The organism is Streptomyces sp. NPDC006925 (genome assembly GCF_042869575.1).
GTDB lineage: Bacteria > Actinomycetota > Actinomycetes > Streptomycetales > Streptomycetaceae > Streptomyces.
Map to the genome: position 1 here is coordinate 336,793 of NZ_JBIAGB010000004.1, position 17,092 is coordinate 353,884.

15 protein-coding genes and 1 tRNA gene are annotated in these 17,092 nt (G+C 70.0%); 6 read left to right on the forward strand and 10 right to left on the reverse strand.

Annotated elements, in window-relative coordinates; all coding sequences use genetic code 11:
• Window positions 1–9: 9 nt before the first annotated feature.
• Window positions 10–747, reverse strand: coding sequence for a nucleotide exchange factor GrpE (gene grpE / locus ACFYNS_RS09105; protein ID WP_360289998.1), 738 nt, complete (start codon window positions 745–747; stop codon window positions 10–12).
• Complete coding sequence (gene dnaK, locus ACFYNS_RS09110) at window positions 744–2,609, reverse strand: molecular chaperone DnaK (protein WP_276478753.1); 1,866 nt, start codon at window positions 2,607–2,609, stop codon at window positions 744–746. Before dnaK ends, grpE begins: the two co-directional genes overlap by 4 nt.
• Before the next feature lie 399 nt (window positions 2,610–3,008).
• Here dnaK and ACFYNS_RS09115 point away from each other — a divergent pair, with 399 nt between their 5' ends.
• The 3 genes from ACFYNS_RS09115 (at window position 3,009) to ACFYNS_RS09125 (ending at window position 7,445) form a co-directional block, all read left to right on the forward strand.
• A complete protein-coding gene (locus ACFYNS_RS09115; protein WP_360289995.1) occupies window positions 3,009–5,333 on the forward strand; it encodes a (Fe-S)-binding protein in 2,325 nt (774 codons plus the stop codon).
• A gap of 410 nt (window positions 5,334–5,743) precedes the next feature.
• The gene (locus tag ACFYNS_RS09120; protein ID WP_360289993.1) at window positions 5,744–6,163 is read left to right on the forward strand and encodes an ATP-binding protein; all 420 of its coding nucleotides are present in this window, start codon (window positions 5,744–5,746) and stop codon (window positions 6,161–6,163) included.
• A 265-nt stretch (window positions 6,164–6,428) separates the two neighbouring features.
• Window positions 6,429–7,445, forward strand: a complete 1,017-nt coding sequence (locus ACFYNS_RS09125) for a Yip1 family protein (RefSeq protein WP_360289991.1) — start codon at window positions 6,429–6,431, stop codon at window positions 7,443–7,445.
• Window positions 7,446–7,611: 166 nt separating this feature from the next.
• Here ACFYNS_RS09125 and ACFYNS_RS09130 read toward each other — a convergent pair whose 3' ends face one another.
• The 3 genes from ACFYNS_RS09130 to dcd all read right to left on the reverse strand — a co-directional run bounded on the left by ACFYNS_RS09130 (window position 7,612) and on the right by dcd (window position 10,524).
• Window positions 7,612–9,192: a ricin-type beta-trefoil lectin domain protein gene (locus ACFYNS_RS09130; protein ID WP_388601773.1), complete on the reverse strand. Its 1,581-nt coding sequence runs from the start codon at window positions 9,190–9,192 to the stop codon at window positions 7,612–7,614.
• A 160-nt stretch (window positions 9,193–9,352) separates the two neighbouring features.
• Window positions 9,353–9,862: a phosphoribosyltransferase gene (locus ACFYNS_RS09135; protein ID WP_360289987.1), complete on the reverse strand. Its 510-nt coding sequence runs from the start codon at window positions 9,860–9,862 to the stop codon at window positions 9,353–9,355.
• 86 nt (window positions 9,863–9,948) lie between these two features.
• Window positions 9,949–10,524, reverse strand: a complete 576-nt coding sequence (gene dcd / locus ACFYNS_RS09140; RefSeq protein WP_074998957.1) for a dCTP deaminase — start codon at window positions 10,522–10,524, stop codon at window positions 9,949–9,951.
• Between the two features lie 613 nt (window positions 10,525–11,137).
• Here dcd and ACFYNS_RS09145 point away from each other — a divergent pair.
• Window positions 11,138–11,211: transfer RNA gene (locus ACFYNS_RS09145), tRNA-Gly, on the forward strand.
• Window positions 11,212–11,273: 62 nt separating this feature from the next.
• On the opposite strand, the gene ACFYNS_RS09150 is transcribed toward ACFYNS_RS09145, so the two are convergent.
• The 5 genes from ACFYNS_RS09150 to ACFYNS_RS09170 all read right to left on the reverse strand — a co-directional run bounded on the left by ACFYNS_RS09150 (window position 11,274) and on the right by ACFYNS_RS09170 (window position 15,417).
• On the reverse strand, window positions 11,274–11,597 hold the full coding sequence (locus ACFYNS_RS09150; protein WP_027759829.1) for a helix-turn-helix domain-containing protein: 324 nt from the start codon (window positions 11,595–11,597) through the stop codon (window positions 11,274–11,276).
• Complete coding sequence (locus ACFYNS_RS09155) at window positions 11,597–11,965, reverse strand: type II toxin-antitoxin system RelE/ParE family toxin (protein WP_243084624.1); 369 nt, start codon at window positions 11,963–11,965, stop codon at window positions 11,597–11,599. Before ACFYNS_RS09155 ends, ACFYNS_RS09150 begins: the two co-directional genes overlap by 1 nt.
• A gap of 704 nt (window positions 11,966–12,669) precedes the next feature.
• Complete coding sequence (locus ACFYNS_RS09160; RefSeq protein WP_388601776.1) at window positions 12,670–13,416, reverse strand: hypothetical protein; 747 nt, start codon at window positions 13,414–13,416, stop codon at window positions 12,670–12,672.
• A 344-nt stretch (window positions 13,417–13,760) separates the two neighbouring features.
• Window positions 13,761–13,940 carry a hypothetical protein gene (locus ACFYNS_RS09165; protein ID WP_360289975.1) on the reverse strand — a complete coding sequence of 60 codons (180 nt, stop codon included), beginning with the start codon at window positions 13,938–13,940 and terminating at the stop codon, window positions 13,761–13,763.
• A gap of 454 nt (window positions 13,941–14,394) precedes the next feature.
• Window positions 14,395–15,417: a GlxA family transcriptional regulator gene (locus ACFYNS_RS09170; protein WP_388601779.1), complete on the reverse strand. Its 1,023-nt coding sequence runs from the start codon at window positions 15,415–15,417 to the stop codon at window positions 14,395–14,397.
• 127 nt (window positions 15,418–15,544) lie between these two features.
• Here ACFYNS_RS09170 and ACFYNS_RS09175 point away from each other — a divergent pair, with 127 nt between their 5' ends.
• Entirely contained in the window at window positions 15,545–16,426 is an 882-nt protein-coding gene (locus ACFYNS_RS09175) for an NAD(P)-dependent oxidoreductase (RefSeq protein ID WP_388601782.1), read from the forward strand.
• Window positions 16,423–17,091, forward strand: a complete 669-nt coding sequence (locus ACFYNS_RS09180) for a maleylpyruvate isomerase N-terminal domain-containing protein (RefSeq protein WP_388601784.1) — start codon at window positions 16,423–16,425, stop codon at window positions 17,089–17,091. Before ACFYNS_RS09175 ends, ACFYNS_RS09180 begins: the two co-directional genes overlap by 4 nt.
• Window position 17,092: the final 1 nt, after the last annotated feature.

Consider the following 17,092-nt stretch of genomic DNA (forward strand, 5'->3'; position numbering starts at 1 on the left):
CGCACGCGGTCAGCCCTCGTCCGGGCCACCGTTCTCCTCTTCAGCCGCCGGCGCCTCGGCACCGGCCTCGCCCTTGCCGCCCGCGGCACCGGGCTGCGGCTCGGCCACGCCGACCCGCGCGGGACGGATGGTCCGCTCGCCGATTCGGTACCCGGGTTGCAGGATCTGCACGCACGTCGTCTCCGTGACCTCCGGAGAGTAGGAGTGCATCAGAGCCTCGTGCACCGTCGGGTCGAAGGGCTCGCCCTCCTTGCCGAACTGCATCAGCCCCATCTTGGCCGCGACGGTCTCCAGCGACTCGGCGACCGACTTGAAGCCGCCCACCAGCTCGCCGTGGTCCCGCGCCCGGCCGATGTCGTCCAGCACCGGCAGCAGCTCGGTCAGCAGGTTCGCGACGGCGATCTCCTTGACCGCCTCCCGGTCCCGCTCGACCCTGCGGCGGTAGTTCTGGAACTCCGCCTGCAGCCGCTGAAGGTCCTGGGTGCGCTCGTGGAGGGCCTTCCGGGCGGCCTCCAGCTCGGAGACCGGGCCGCCCTCGGCGGACTCGCCCTGCTCCTGGTCGCCGCCCTCCGCTTCCCAGACGTCCTGTGCGCTCACATCGCCCTCACTCTGCTGGGCGTCCCCGGCCGACGGCGCCCCGGGCGCCGCCTCCTGGTCGGAGGCGGCTGCCCGGTCCGCGTCACTCGGCTCACCGGCGTCGGCGGGGACGTCGGACTCCTTGCCGAAGCCCGCGGTCTCCTCCGTCACGCCGCACCGTCCTTGGGCTTCTGGTCCTCGTCGACGATCTCGGCGTCCACGACGTCGTCCTCACCGGCGCCACCCTCGGCCTTGCCGGCACCGGCCGCGCCGCCCTCGGCGCCGCCTTCCTGGGCCTGCTGGGCGTCGGCGTAGAGGGCCTGACCCAGCTTCTGGCTGGTGGCCGCGACCTTCTCGGACGCCTCACGGATGGCCGCGGTGTCCTCGCCCTTGAGCTTCTCCTTCAGGTCCTCCAGCGAGGTCTCGACCTCGGACTTGGTCTCGGCCGGGACCTTCTCCTCGTTGTCCTTGAGGAACTTCTCCGTCGTGTAGACGAGCTGCTCGGCCTGGTTGCGCGTCTCGGCGGCCTCGCGGCGCTTGTGGTCCTCGTCGGCGTACTGCTCGGCCTCCCGCATCATCCGCTCGATGTCTTCCTTGGGAAGGCTGGAGCCGCCGGTGACCTGCATCTTCTGTTCCTTGCCGGTGCCCAGGTCCTTGGCGGAGACGTGCATGATCCCGTTGGCGTCGATGTCGAAGGTGACCTCGATCTGCGGGACGTTGCGCGGCGCCGGGGGCAGGCCGGTCAGCTCGAACATGCCGAGCTTCTTGTTGTAGGCGGCGATCTCCCGCTCGCCCTGGAAGACCTGGATCTGCACCGAGGGCTGGTTGTCCTCCGCGGTGGTGAAGGTCTCCGAGCGCTTGGTCGGGATGGTGGTGTTGCGCTCGATCAGCTTGGTCATGATGCCGCCCTTGGTCTCGATACCGAGGGACAGCGGGGTGACGTCCAGCAGCAGGACGTCCTTGACCTCGCCCTTGAGCACACCGGCCTGGAGGCTGGCGCCGATGGCCACGACCTCGTCCGGGTTCACGCCCTTGTTCGCGTCCTTGCCGCCGGTCAGCTCCTTGACGAGCTCCGCGACGGCGGGCATCCGGGTGGAGCCGCCGACGAGCACCACGTGGTCGATCTCGCTGAGCTGGATGCCCGCGTCCTTGATCACGTTGTGGAACGGCGTCTTGCAGCGCTCCAGCAGGTCCTGCGTGAGCTGCTGGAACTGCGCCCGGGTCAGCTTCTCGTCCAGGTGCAGCGGGCCCTCGGCCGAAGCGGTGATGTAGGGCAGGTTGATCGTGGTCTCGGTGGACGAGGACAGCTCGATCTTCGCCTTCTCCGCGGCCTCCCGGAGGCGCTGGAGGGCCATCTTGTCCTTGCCCAGGTCCACGCCGTGGCCGGACTGGAACTGCTTGACCAGGTAGTCGACGACCCGCTGGTCCCAGTCGTCACCACCGAGGTGGTTGTCGCCGTTGGTCGCCTTGACCTCGACGACACCGTCGCCGATCTCCAGCAGCGAGACGTCGAAGGTGCCGCCGCCGAGGTCGAAGACCAGGATCGTCTGGTCCTCCTTCTCCAGCCCGTAGGCGAGGGCCGCGGCGGTCGGCTCGTTGACGATCCGGAGCACGTTCATGCCCGCGATCTCGCCGGCCTCCTTGGTGGCCTGCCGCTCGGCGTCGTTGAAGTACGCCGGGACGGTGATGACCGCGTCGGCGACCTTCTCGCCCAGGTACGACTCGGCGTCCCGCTTCAGCTTCTGCAGCACGAAGGCGCTGATCTGCTGCGGGTTGAACTCCTTGTCGTCGATACCGATCTTCCAGTCGGTACCCATGTGCCGCTTGACCGACCGGATCGTCCGGTCGACGTTGGTGACCGCCTGCCGCTTGGCCACCTCGCCGACGAGCACTTCGCCGTTCTTCGCGAAGGCCACGACGGACGGCGTGGTCCTGGCGCCCTCGGCGTTGGTGATGACGGTGGGCTCACCGCCCTCGAGAACACTGACGACGGAGTTCGTCGTACCCAGGTCGATGCCGACCGCACGAGCCATTTCGGGTTCCTCCAGCTTGGTCTTGAGTGAAGCTGACTCAAGAGTGCACGACCGGGGAGAATGCGTCAAGAAGCTTGAGTCGAGCCGACTCAAGCTCCATGACTACGGTGCGCGCATACCTGCTTGCGAGGAGACCCGGAGCCCCGCCCAGGAGGGGCGCGGCAGCGGTACGCGACCCCCGGGGCCGACGGCTCCCGGACCGCTCCCGGACGACTCCCGGACCGCTCCCGGAAGACTCCACCCCGGACCGGGGACCCCCGCGGGGCCGGGCCCGCCCGCGCGGGGCGACGCAAATCACCGGGGTGCGCGGTGCAGGGAGCGGCGACAAGTGGGTAGTCTCGTACGGACTGGATAAGTTACTGCTTAGTAAACGCCGCCTCCGTGCTCCGAGGAGCCGCTATGCAACTCGCCGCGATCGTCGTCACGCTGCTGCTCACCGCGGTCGGCGTTGCGCTGTTCGCCCGCGCCATCGCGCAGATCTACCGCTTCGTCAGGCTCGGCCAGCCACTGCCCGCGGGTACCCGCAAGGACAGCCCCAAGCAGCGAACGGCCACGCTGGTCCGGGAGTTCCTCGGACACACGAAGATGAACAGGTGGGGCGTGGTGGGCGTCGCCCACTGGTTCGTGGCGATCGGCTTCCTCACCCTGCCGCCGACCATCGTCAACGCCTACGGCCAGCTCTTCCAGGCCGACTGGACGCTGCCGGTCATCGGCGGCTGGCTGCCGTACGAGATGTACATCGAGTTCATCGGCTTCGCGACCACCGTCGGGATCGCCGTCCTGATGGTGATCCGGCTGCTGAGCCTGCCCTCCCGCGCGGGCCGCAAGTCGCGCTTCGCGGGCTCGAAGATGGGCCAGGCGTACTTCGTCGAGTACGTCATCTTCGTCATCGGCCTGGCCATCATGATGCTGCGCGGCCTCGAGGGCGCCCTGCACCACGTGGACGGCTACGAGCCGGCCTACTTCCTCTCCTACCCGCTGGTCGCGGCCTACGACGGGCTCGACACCGGCACGCTGCAGAACCTCGTCTACCTCTGGGCGCTGATCAAGCTGGGCACGACCATGATCTGGATGATCACGGTCGGTCTGAACACCAACATGGGTGTGGCCTGGCACCGGTTCCTGGCGTTCTTCAACATCTGGTTCAAGCGGGAGGCCACCGGCGGCGCGTCGCTCGGCGAACTCCAGCCGATGATGTCCGGCGGCAAGGTCATCGACTTCGAGACGGCCCTGGACGACAGCGACGAGGACGCCGAGGAGGTCCGCTTCGGCGCCTCCCAGGTCGAGGACTTCTCCTGGAAGGGCATCCTCGACTTCTCCACCTGCACCGAGTGCGGCCGCTGCCAGTCGCAGTGCCCCGCCTGGAACACCGGCAAGCCCCTCTCGCCGAAGCTGCTGATCATGTCGCTGCGCGACCACGCGTACGCCAAGGCCCCCTATCTGCTGGCGGGCGGCGGCAAGACGATGGAGGGTGCGGAGAAGGCGACCGAGGAGCAGCTCAAGGACGTCCCGGCGGCTGCGCTGGCCGAGGCCGAGCGCCCGCTGGTGGGCACCGCCGAGGAGAACGGCGTCATCGACCCGGACGTGCTGTGGTCCTGCACCACCTGCGGCGCCTGCGTCGAGCAGTGCCCCGTCGACATCGAGCACATCGACCACATCGTCGACATGCGCCGCTACCAGGTGATGATCGAGAGCGCGTTCCCCTCCGAGGCGGGGACGATGCTCAAGAACCTGGAGAAGAAGGGCAACCCCTGGGGCCTGGCCAAGAAGCAGCGGCTGGAGTGGACGAAGGAGATCCAGCAGGACGCGGGCTTCGAGGTGCCGATCGTCGGCAAGACGATCGAGGACCTGACCGAGGTCGAGTACCTGTACTGGGTCGGCTGCGCCGGCGCCCTGGAGGACCGCGCGAAGAAGACCACGAAGGCGTTCGCCGAGCTGCTGCACATCGCGGGCGTCAACTTCGCCATCATGGGCGGCGACGAGAAGTGCACCGGTGACTCGGCCCGCCGATTGGGCAACGAGTTCCTCTTCCAGCAGCTCGGCGAGGAGAACGTCGGCACGCTGAACGCGGCCTTCGGCGAGTCCCTCGGCGAGGACGGCGAGGTGGACCCGGCGACACGGAAGCCGAAGTCCGCGAAGAAGATCGTCGCGACCTGCCCGCACTGCTTCAACACGCTGGCGAACGAGTACCCGCAGCTCGGCGGGGACTACGAGGTCATCCACCACACCCAACTGCTCCAGCACCTCATCGACGAGGGCAGGCTGGTGCCGGTCACCCCGGTCGAGGGGCTGATCACCTACCACGACCCCTGCTACCTCGGCCGCCACAACAAGGTCTACACCCCGCCCCGCGAGATCATCGGCCGGGTGCCGGGCCTGCGCAACGAGGAGATGCACCGGCACAAGGAGCGCGGCTTCTGCTGCGGCGCCGGCGGCGCCCGGATGTGGATGGAGGAGCGCATCGGCAAGCGGGTCAACAACGAGCGCGTGGACGAGGCGCTCTCCCTCGACCCGGACATCGTCTCCACGGCCTGCCCGTTCTGCCTCGTCATGCTGACCGACTCGGTCAACGGCAAGAAGAACGACGGCAAGGCCAAGGAAACGCTGCAGGTCGTGGACGTGGCCCAGCTCCTGCTGGACTCGGTCAAGACACCCGGCGAGCCCCCGGCGGCCGACGGCGAGACGGAGAAGGACCCGGAGCCCGAGCCGGAGCCCGCCTCGTAGCGCCCGGATGGCCTGAACCGGGTACTTCGCACCCTCGCGATGGCCGGTCCCGTATCCACGGGGCCGGCCGTTGCGCGTTTTCCGGCAAGTCGTGGTCAAATGCGATCAGTTAACGCACCACACGAGCCAAACCACGGTCGCGGTATACCCATCGCCGCGTACCGGGCCTAGCCTCCTAACCGCACGCACGCGGAGCGGAGCAGCAGGACAGGCGAGGAGGAGCAGCAGGTGGCGGACCGCGAGGCCCCGGGCCGTACGGCCCAGGACGGACCGGCCGAAAACGGCCGGCCGCCGGACCCCGGCCCGCGCACGGTCACCCGGAGCCACCCCGGCGTCCGGTTCGCCTCTCGGTCCGCCGTCAGGCTCGCCGACCGGCCCGCCCCTCGGTCAACGGCGCGGGAAGGTGCCGCATGCTGACGCCCGAGCTGCTGTGCCGACTGCGCTTCACCCTCCGCGACCTGCCCAGACTGCGGGCCGAGGTCGAGGCGCGGGCCGCGTCGGCGGGACTGGGCGAGCCACGCCGGGGCGAATTCGTCGTCGCGGTCGACGCCGTGGCCACCAACGCCGTCGAGCACGCGGGCGGCGGCGGACAACTCGTCCTGCGCCACCTGGCCGGGGAACTGGAATGCCAGGTCGCCGACTCCGGCCCCGGCTTCACCGAGGACGTCATCCCCGAACTGCTGCCCGGCCTGGACGGCGCCACCAGCGGACGCGGCCTGTGGCTGGCCCGACTGGTGACCGACCGGCTGACCGTGGCCGGCGGAACCGGCCAGGGCGCCGTCGTCACCTTCGCCGTCCGCCTTCCGGGAGTGACCGCCTCCCGGGAGTGACCGCCTTCCGGGAGTGACCGCCTCCCGGGAGTGACCGCCTCCCGGGAGTGACCGCCTTCCGGGAGTGACCGCCTTCCGGGAGTGACCGCCTTCCGGAGGAGCGCGCCCTCCTCCCCTGTTCTCCCTCCGGCCGGGCCGCCTCCCCCCTCGGTGGGGGTCACGCCGGGCCGGTTCCCCTAGGGGATGTCACAGGTCAGCAGCGATGTCCGGCCATCTCGCCCGGCCGTGGCACACGTGACCCGCGGAACACGGTACGTTCGATCGCGTGGCTGGTTTCAGGAGCGGACGCGGCCGGGACTCCCGGGGCGCGCAGCAGCATGGGCAGTACCCGCAGCACCCCTCGGGTCCGCCGTACCCGCAGGGCCCGGGGGCAGGACCCGGGCCCGGGCCGGGGCCCGCACCCGGCCCCTGGCAGGGCGGCGGGCAGCACGGCGAGCCGGAGTACTTCGGTGACCCGCAGCCGCACCACGGCGCGCCGCACAACTACGGCCCCGGACCGGGCCCCGGCCCCGGTGCGCACGGCGGACAGCCCGGTGCCCCGCAGGGCTGGCACGGGCAGGACCCGCACGCCAACAACCCCGGCAACACCCAGGCGTTCAGCATCCACGACCCGTACGGCGGCCCCGGCCCGGATCCCTATGGTCCCGGCGGTGACCCCGGCGGCGGCCCAGGTCCGGACGGCTACGGATACCCCGACGGCGCGACGTACCGCGCGGGCAACGCCCCCGCACCGCCGGCCGGACCCCGGCTGCACTGGAAGGACCTGCTGACCGGGATCGTGCTGCGCCCGAACGCCACGTTCTGGCAGATGCGCGACTACCCGGTGTGGGCCCCCGCGCTGATCGTCACGTTCGTCTACGGGCTGCTCGCGGTCTTCGGCCTCGACCAGGCCCGCAAGGACGTCCTCCACACGACGCTCTCGCAGGCCGTCCCGTATGTGCTGATCACCGGCGTGGCCGTGGTGTTCGCGGGGCTGATCCTGGGCGCCGTCACCCACACGCTGGCCCGGCAGTTCGGCGGCGACGGCTCGTGGCAGCCCACCGTCGGACTCGCCATGCTGATCATGTCCCTGACGGATGCCCCGCGACTGCTGTTCGCCCTGTTCCTGGGCGGTACGGCCACCTTCGTCCAGGCCATCGGGTGGGGGACCTGGGTAGCGGCCGGCTTCCTCTTCACCTCGATGGTCAGCCGCTCCCACGACCTGCCCTGGCCCAAGGCCCTCGGCGCCTCCGCCATCCAGCTGCTGGCCCTGCTGTTCCTGATCAAGTTGGGCACGCTGTAGGCGGCCAGGACCGCGAGCCCCGGACGCCGGTCGCTTCGGGCACGTGCGGAGGGGCGCCCCGGCCCGGGACGCCCCTCCGTACGTGATGCCCCGGCGCTGCGGAGCACCGCGCCACACGGAACGACGGCTCACCAGCGCACCCGGCGAACCGCCGCGGCTCACCGGCTCAACCGGCGAACCGCTGCGCCGCCGACCCGTCGCACGCGGCGAGCCGCGCCCGTTCCTCGGCGCCCGGCAGCGTCATACACAACCCGGTGTTCCCGGCGGGCCGGAACGTGGACCCGTTCCGCACGAACTGCTGCGCACCGGCCCCGGAACAGTTGCCGAGCTCCAGCGCGGCCCCGTCCCGGACCGCACCGTCGCTCTGCACGCACCGGTCGTGGGTCTGGCCCGCGTAGAGCGCCTTGCCCTGCGCGTCGTACCACCACTGCTGGTTGCGCTTGTCCGCCGCCCCGCAGGCCCAGCCGCGCACGTCCGTGCCGACCGCGCTCGCGGCTCCGTCGGCGTCCAGGCAGCTCCCGGTGCCCTCGTTCCGCAGCGGCCCGAAGGCGTCGTCCCAGGCGAGCCGGTAGAGCTTCGGCTCCCCGCGGCCGGCGGGATCCGCGCAGGAGGCTTCCCGCACGCCCTGCTGCCCGGCCCGGTACATCTCGGTGAAGCACGCGGCGAACGCGCCGTGCCCGCGTACGTTCGGGTGGAAGGACTGCCGGACCGAGTTGGAGTCCGGCGGGAACGGGTTGGTGAGGTCCACGTACAGCCCGCGGGCCCAGGTGTTCTCCATGCACACCTCGTGGCCGTGGAAGAGCCGGGAGGCGTCCAGGAAGTCGGCCCCGGTGTGCGCGGCGGCCGCCCTGATGCCTTTCTCGAACTTCGGCACCGCCGTGTTGCGGCCCCACGCGGCGTCACTGGTGTAGCCGACGCAGCCGCCGATCAGCTTGCCGGGGAACTTGGGGTTGTCCTTGATGTCGGGACCGATGGGACTGGGATAGGCCATCAGGACGAGCTGGTAGTCCTCGTCCGCGTAGCCCGCGTCGCGCATCACCGTCCGCAGGTCGCCCACGGTCCGCTCCACCTTGGGCACCAGCCCGTCGACCCGGTCCTGCCAGCCGGGGTCGTACTTGGACTCGCACCGCCCCTGGAAGGTCAGATAGCGGGTGACACAGTCGGTCATCACCGGCCCGAACCGCAGGTCGTCGTTGGCCCCCACGACGAGCATGATCTGCTTGAGGCGCGTGTTGCGTGCCTTGATGGCCAGGCTGTCGCTCTGCACCAGTTCGTCGGCGTACTGCTTGGTGCCGCCGATCCGGATGTTCTGGGTGCTCGCCCCGGAGCAGGCCACGTTGTACGTCACGTCCGCGTCGATGCCCGTACGGTGTACGGCCGCGTCGGGCGACCGGTGGCACCAGTTGTCCGGACCGTTGGTGCCCGGCTCGTAGGTGCCGACACCCTCCCCGGAGATCTCGCTGTCGCCGAGCGAGATGAGGCTCGTGCTGCGCTCGTCCAGCGGCCGCTCCTCCGGGCTGCCGTAGAGCTCCCGGGCCTCCGCCGCCCGGATCTTCTCCAACTCGGGCGGCAGCGCCGTACTCACACGGGCGTCCGCCTTCGCGACCGCCCCGCTCGCGACCGCCCCGCTCGTGGCAGCCCCGCTCGTGGCAGCCCCGCTCGTGGGCGCGGCAGCCGCCGCACCCGCACCTCCGCACACCATGAGCAGAGCCGCCGCGAGCGCGGTCGCGGATCTCCTACGCGCCATCAGGTGGTCTCCCTACGGCCGGCAACATTGTTACCAGCGGTACCTACCCGCAAGTACCGGAGAAGGGAACCACCCGCGCAGGCCCCACCACACGGCGCTCACCCTCGACACGCCGCCGTCACGGCGGAGTTGACCGACCCGCCGGCCTCCCGACCCGCCCTCAGGCGTCGAGAACCTGACCCTCCCGGCGGACCACAGGGGGCTCGACGGACCACGGGAAATTGATCCACTGGTCCGTCCGCTTCCAGACGTAGTCGCACTTCACCAGGGAATGGGACTTCTCGTAGACGACCGCGCTGCGCGCCTCGGCCACGTGCTCGGCGCAGAAGTCCTGCACCAGCTTCAGCGTCTTCCCGGTGTCGGCGACGTCGTCGGCGATGAGCACCTTCTTCCGGCTGAGGTCGACGACATTGGGCACCGGAGGCAACATCACCGGCATGGCCAGCGTTTCCCCCACACCGGTATAGAACTCGACATTCATCACATGAAGGTTCTTCACGTCGAGCGCGTAGCCCAGCCCACCGGCCACGAAGAGCCCGCCCCGGGCGATGGAGAGGATGATGTCCGGCTCGTACCCGTCGTCGGCCACCTGCTGCGCCAGCTCCCGGATGGCCTGCCCGAAGAGGCTGTAGGTCAGGTTCTCGCGCTCGTGCGCCTGCTCGTCACTCACAGGTGGCCCTCTGCTCTCTCGTCCCTCAGTTGCTCGACCGGCTGCCCGGCCGGTCACCCGGCAGGCCGCTCGGCCGCGGATCCGCCTCAGACATGGGTCCGGTGAAAGTTCAGATACGAGCGGGAGGGCGTGGGCCCACGCTGCCCCTGGTAGCGGGAGCCGTACCGCGCCGAGCCGTACGGGAACTCCGCCGGAGTCGTCAGCCGGAACATGCACAGCTGGCCGATCTTCATACCGGGCCACAGCTTCATGGGCAGCGTCGCGACGTTGGACAGCTCGAGCGTCACATGGCCGGAGAAGCCCGGGTCGATGAAGCCCGCCGTCGAGTGCGTCAGCAGCCCCAGCCGCCCCAGCGAACTCTTCCCCTCCAGCCGCGAGGCCACGTCCTCCGGCAACGTGATCACCTCGTAGGTGGACGCCAGCACGAACTCCCCGGGGTGCAGGATGAACGGCTCGTCACCCTCGGCCTCGATCAGCCGCGTCAGATCGGGCTGCTCGACGGCGGGGTCGATGTGCGGATACCGGTGGTTCTCGAACACCCGGAAGTAGCGGTCCAGCCGCACGTCCACACTCGAGGGCTGCACCATGGCCGGATCGTAGGGATCGATCCGCACCCGGCCGGCATCGATCTCGGCGCGGATGTCCTTGTCTGAGAGAAGCACGGGCCGAGACTACGCGCACGGGACGGGGCCGGCCCAATCGGACCGGCCCCGCGACACCGAGAGCGCCCCCGCACAGGGGGACGCCGCGCCCTCACCCCTTCCGCTGCCGCACCACGGGCACCGCCTGCCGCAGCCGCCCGCACTGGGGACAGCGCAACAACCGCCCAGGGCCGATCCGGGAGGTTCCGAGCTGCTGCATCGGGAACGTCGTGGTGCTGAAAACATGCCCCTCGGCACACCGGACGACAGTGGATTCCATCGCTTCCCTCTCCCCAGTCACATGGATGCGTGGACGACAAAAGCCACGTTAGGGGATGAGTCCGACGCTCTGACGCCCGGCACTCCGCCCCCACCGTACGCCCCTCAACTCGCCCACCGAGCCGCCCGGAACACCCCCCGGGCCACGGCTACGGGCACGATTCCGGGCACACCGAAGAGCCGCGGACACCCCGCGATGACAACGACGGAACAGCACCCGCGAACCGGGCAGACGAAGACCGGGCGACGCCCCCACACACCTCCCGGAACAGCAAGAAAGACCCAAGCCGTATGCGACTGGGGTCTGCCATGAGGTAGAGTGTCCGACGACGAGCCAGCCCATATCGGGCTCCTCGCGGGCGTAGTTTAATGGTAGAACATGAGCTTCCCAAGCTCAGAGCGCGGGTTCGATTCCCGTCGCCCGCTCCAACGCGAACCCCCAGGTCATGGACCCGGGGGTTCGTTCATTGTCGAGCCGCGACATGCACCGCTCAGGCCGCATACGGGGTGAAGGTTACCCGGGAGTCCTCCGCTGTGAGCGCAACGTTCAGCGAGCCGTCCAGGGCCTTGGCAAGGCGACGCAGCAGAGGAAGCGTCGGGACGGTGTCTCCACCCTCGATGCGCGAGATCTGCGGTTGCGTCATCTCCGCACGATCGGCCAGTTCGGTCTGAGACAGGCCGAGTTCGACGCGGCGGTCGTAAATGGCCTGTCCGAGGTCACCGGCGAGACGTGCGTCGATGTACTCTTCGTCGTACTCCACAGCTTCACCGAGAAGCTGCTTGGTACGACGCGTCTTCCACTGGTTGTGGTTCATCACGCCTCCCTGACTCGGTCGTAGGTGTGCTGGGCCGGACCATGCTCGGCCTCACAGGCTTTCTGCGCCTGATGGGCCCGCTCGATCTCGGCAGTCTCATGCATTCTGGTCTTGCGGAAGACGGTCAGCAGCACGATCCGACGGCCCGGGGCGAGCCAGTAGGGGATACGGACGGCATCCCCGTCGAGCGCCAGCCGCAGCTCACGCAGCTTGCCGCCCAGATGGCGCGAATACGGCTCGCCGAGTGTCGTGGGCTCGGCCAGTAGACGGTCCGCCTTGTCCTCCACGCGGCGATAGAGGCGGAAGGGCAGCAAATCGAGCCAGTCCCGCACCTCGGGCTCAACCTCGATCACATACTGCCCATCCATGCACTCAACGATATATGCATTAGATTGCATACCGCAAGCTCACGCAAGGGGGCATGGGTGGTCAGCAGCCACTGGCTGCGGCCAAGTACCGGCTAAAGCAGCACGGGCACGTACCACCGCACCCCCGGCATCCCCCGGCGGGGCGCTCTGCGCCACCCCAGAGGGGGCACCCAGTCCATCTGACACCGGTCAGCCGAAGCCGTACCTGCAATCGCGACCAGGGCACGTGTGAACGCGGAGCTCAGCACCGTCGGCCGCCGTGCCCGATGCGTGCCCGTCAGGGCAGCGATTCACGGTCAACAGCGGCTCTCCAGGGCCTGCCCAGCAATGGCCCGGGAGCCACGTCTCAACAGGTCAGCACCTGGTTCCCCGCTTGATGTCCGGTACTTCCCAAGTTCAGAGCGCGGGTTCGATTCCCGTCGCCCGCTCCACGACGAAGACCCAGGTCAGCGACCTGGGTCTTGTTTGTTGTCGGGGGCGGTCAGGTGTCCTGTGCCCGTCGCGTGTGTCCTGCGCGTCCAGAGCACGTGTCGTTCCACTCGGCGCTGCCGTCCGCTGTCGTGCTGTCCCTGCGCCGCGATGCCACGGCGGTCCTTTGTCGCCCTGGACCGGCTGGGTACCGCCGAGGGGCTCCGTTCCGGACAGCGGCCAGGCTCTGCCGTGGTGTTGAGTGCCCGGCCGCGCGCTCCGTCCTCGTACGGCGCTCACCGCGGGATGCCGAGGTCCCGTCGGGAGAGCCGTCGGGTGGCCTTGGTGTTCAGGCCCTTGGTCGAGCCGGGGAGCAGCCAGAAGTGCCGGGGGTCGTACGTGGTGGTGGCCACAACGTCGAGAGGGCCGTCTCCGTCGACATCGAGCAGTGGGGGCCGCGGCCGGAAGCGCGGGCGGGCGTGTGGCTTGTTCTGCCCCGGGACGTCGGCGCTGTCCAGGTCGACGGACTGGAGCCGGGCGTCCCGGTCGGCATGCGCCACGTCCGGGAGCAGCAGCACCTCGCCGTGGGCTTTGTCGGCACCGGCCAGGCCGAGTACGAGGTCGGGTTTTCCGTCGCCGGTCACGTCTCCCACGGTCTCGCCGGTCACATCGCCGCCGTTGAAGCCCTTGGGTGCGTCGAGTCCGGGCACGTCGCGGAAGGTGACACGGGTGCCGGCGCCCGTTCCCGGGCCCTTGTCGGAGCTGGCGGTGATGCTCACCGTCAACTCCTCGCGGTAGGAGTCGAAGCCGACGTGGCAGATCTCGTCCGTGCCGTCGTCCTCCACGTCGCAGGCGAAGCCTTCCAGGGCGCGATGGTCGGGGTATGCGCGCAGGAAGTCGGCTCCTTTGCCGGAGCCGCGAAAGTGCAGGACGTCGTAGATCCGGGTGTCGCCGTCGCCCTCGTCTTCCGGGTCCGTCCAGCGGAACCACACCGTGAAGTCGCTGCGGCCGTCGCCGGGTCGTTCGAGTTCCCGGTGTTGCACAGTCTGCGGGGCCCTCGGCAGTCCGCCCCGCCTCGTGCGCCGGACTGCGGATGTCCCGTGGTCTCGGGAGATCGTCCAGAGCGCCGAGTGGGCCGTCGGGTCGTCCGCCCGCAGCTGCCTTGCGCCGGGTGCGCACCACAAGGCGGCCGTCGCCGTGGGAGTCCTTCTGGGGTTCCGTGCACACCGGTTCGTCGAGACCGACGCGACCTCGGTCTGACGGTGGTCGTCAGAGCGCTGATACATCAGCGCGGCCCGCTCCGACGGCCCGCTCCGACGGACGACTGGCCGGCCCGGACCATCGTGTCGTTGAGCGTGCCCCTGGAGGCGTGGCCGGAGGCGGTACGTCAGTCCTTACCCGCGCGCTTTCGGATGTCCATCGCCACAGCGACACCGAGCATCAGCACGGCCATGCTGATACCGAACGTCACGCTGTCCGACCAGGTGTCCTCCCACAGGAGTGACACCACCCCGGTGAGCGCCCCGTATGCCACCGCCGCGCCTGCGCGTTTCCCCCACAGCATCATGGGTGCGCTCGTACCCTCCACGGTCCGCAGAAAGCGTCATCGTGCCGGACGCGGCCGACCGTGCGGGACAGCGGCCGTCCGTCCTGGACGCCGACGGTGCTCCGAGGTGGCGCGTCGTTGATCTTCTGTGAGGCGTCTCCGACCGTCCTGTCGGTGGTCCGCAGCCAGCGGGTCGCCGACATGCCTCAGGCGATGCCGGCGGGCGGGGGTGGCCCGGTTCCGGGGTGACGGCTCGGAGGTCCGGCAGTCTGCCCCGGTTCCTGCGCGGCATCGTCGGTCCGGTGAGAGCGGAGCACCGCACCACGTACGAATGCCGTGGTCGCCGGCTGCTGGGCCTCGACCAACGGGACGGCTCCCGCCCGTCGAGGGCCAACGCAATTGCACGAGGTCGTTCTCCCAGAACGCGGTCAGGCCGCCGCCGGCCGGGCGACCAGGGCCGGGCCCAAGGTGTCGTTCATCGCTCCGAGCCGGGCTCGGCTTCGGAAACGGTCCGGGGAAAGGCCCGACGGTACTCGCTCGGTGACACGCCGATGTGGTTGAGGAAGTGGTACCGGAGGTTGTTGGCCGTGCCCAGACCGCTGAGTTCGCCGATCTTCTCCATGGGGAGGCCGGTCGATTCCAGCAGGGCCTGGGCCCGCCGGAGGCGTTGAGTGAGCAGCCACTGCAGCGGGGTCGACCCCGTGGCCTCCTGGAGCCGCCGGTAGAACGTGCGGGGGCTCATCGCGGCCCGCCGCGCCAGGTCCCCTACGGTGAGCGGCCGGTCCAGGTGGGAGCGGGCCCAGTCCAGCACGGGGGCGAGTGAGTCGTCGTCGGTCGCGGGCACCGACAGGTCGATGAACTGCGCCTGGCCGCCGGGCCGGTGAGCGGGCACCACCATGCGGCGCGCCAACCGGTTCGCGACTCGGGCGCCGAGGTCGCGACGCACCAGATGGAGGCACAGGTCGAGCCCGGCGCTCAGGCCGGCGCTGGTGAGCACGTCGCCGTCGTCCACGTACAGCACCGAGTCGTCGACTTGCACCTTCGGGTAGCGCTCGGCGAGCTGGGCGGTGTGCAGCCAATGGGCCGTGGCGCGCCGCCCGTCGAGCAGTCCGGCCTCGGCGAGCGCGAAGGCGCCGGTGCACAGGGAGACCATGCGGGCGCCTGCTTCGTAGGCCCGGCGCAGGGCCGGGACCAGCGCCTCCGGCAGTGGCCTGCCCTCCTCGACACAGGGGTCGGGCACCGAGGGCACGATGACCGTGTCGGCCCCGGCCAGGTCGTCGAGGCCGTAGTCGGTCCGCAGCGCGAACCCGGTGCCGGTGGCGGCGTGCAGGGGCCGCTCACCCGCTCCCGTGCCGCACAGCATGAGGTCGTACCAGGGGTCGGCCAGGTCGGACTGCGGCTGGCCGAAGACGGTACAAGGGATGCTCAGTTCATACAGGTCCCAGGAGTCGAGCCTGATCTCCTCGGTCACCACCACGGCCACGGTGCCGGCACTCATGCCTCACAGCGTATGGCAGGAATTCGGTGATGACTGTCACCGGTGTCACTCCTCCTGGCCGCCACGCGCTGCGAGCGTGGCAGGTGAGTGAGCAACCGCTGCGAGCGGATGGACAAGGAGTTGTGAGTTGAACGCTGAACACCAGACCGTCACGGTCATCGGGCTGGGCTCGATGGGCTCGGCGCTGGCCGCCGCGCTGCTGGACCGCGGCCACCCGACCACCGTGTGGAACCGCTCCGCCGACAAGACCCGGCCGCTGGCAGAGCGGGGAGCCCACCCGGCGACGACGCCACAGGAGGCGATCAGGGTGAGCCCGCTGATCCTCGCCTGCGTACTGGACTACGAGGCGCTGCACTCCGTTCTCGAACCCGCCGCCGCCGACCTCACCGGCAAGGTCCTGGTCAACCTCACTTCCGGCTCGCCGGAGCAGGCCCAGGAGATGGCGGTGTGGGCCCGGTCCCATGGCGCCGACTACCTCGACGGCGCGATCATGACCACCCCGCCCGGCGTCGGCAGCCCCGAGATGATGTTCCTCTACAGCGGTCCGCCCGCCGTCTTCGAGGCCCACCGCCCGACTCTGGCGGTCCTGGGCGATCCCCTGCATCTGTCCGACGACCCCGGCATGGCCTCTCTCTACGACGCTGCCCTGCTCGGACTCATGTGGTCCACCATGACCGGCTGGCTGCACGGCACCGCGCTGGTCGGCGCGGAGAAGACACCGGCCACGGCGTTCACCCCGATCGCGATCCGCTGGCTGACCGCCGTGGCCGGTTTCCTCGCCACCTACGCGCCGCAGGTGGACGCCGGCCGCTACCCGGGCGACGATGCGACCGTCGACGTGCAGATCACGGCCATCGAACACCTTCTCCACGCGGCCGCGTCCCGGGGCGTCGACAACGCCCTGCCCGAGCTGCTGAAGTCCATCATGGAGCGGGCCAGAGCCGCGGGCCACGGCGCGGACAGCTTCGCGAGCGTGATCGAGGCCCTGAGGAAGCCGGCGGACCAGTGACCAGAACTCCGGCAGCCACCCCCGATCCGACGACTCCCGCCACCACCGCGCCCTGGACGGAACTGCTGTCGGCCGCTGCCGACAGCAGCCTGGCGGCCCTCCTCCCCACCGCCGATCAGGACTGGTCACGCCCGGCGCACGGCCTCGACTGGACCTGCCGGGAGACCCTCGACCACCTCGCCCTCGGCCTGACCGGCTACGCCGGCCTGCTCATCGCCCGGCCCCGGGACCGCTACATCACACTCTTCGCCTCGCTCGACCCCGCTGCCCCCGTCCCCGCCTGTTTGGAGGGGGTCGGTGTCGCGGCGTCCTTCCTCACCTCGACCGTCCGCGACACGGCCGCCCAGGTGCGCGCATGGCATCCATGGGGACACTCCGACGCCGCCGGGTTCGCCGCCATGGGGATCACCGAACTGCTCCTCCACACCTACGACATCACCCGCGCTCTCGAGCGTCCCTGGACCCCACCCGAAGGGCCGGTCAGTGCCGCACTCACCCGGCTGTTCCCCGATGCACCGGCCGACAGCAGCCCGTTCGACGCCCTGCTGTGGTGTACCGGACGGATCCCGCTGCCCGGCAGGCCCCGACGCACCGAGTGGCAGTGGGACGGAACCCCCCATGGAGAGGCCGGCACGCCTCGGACTCAATCCCACCCACGGTCGTAGC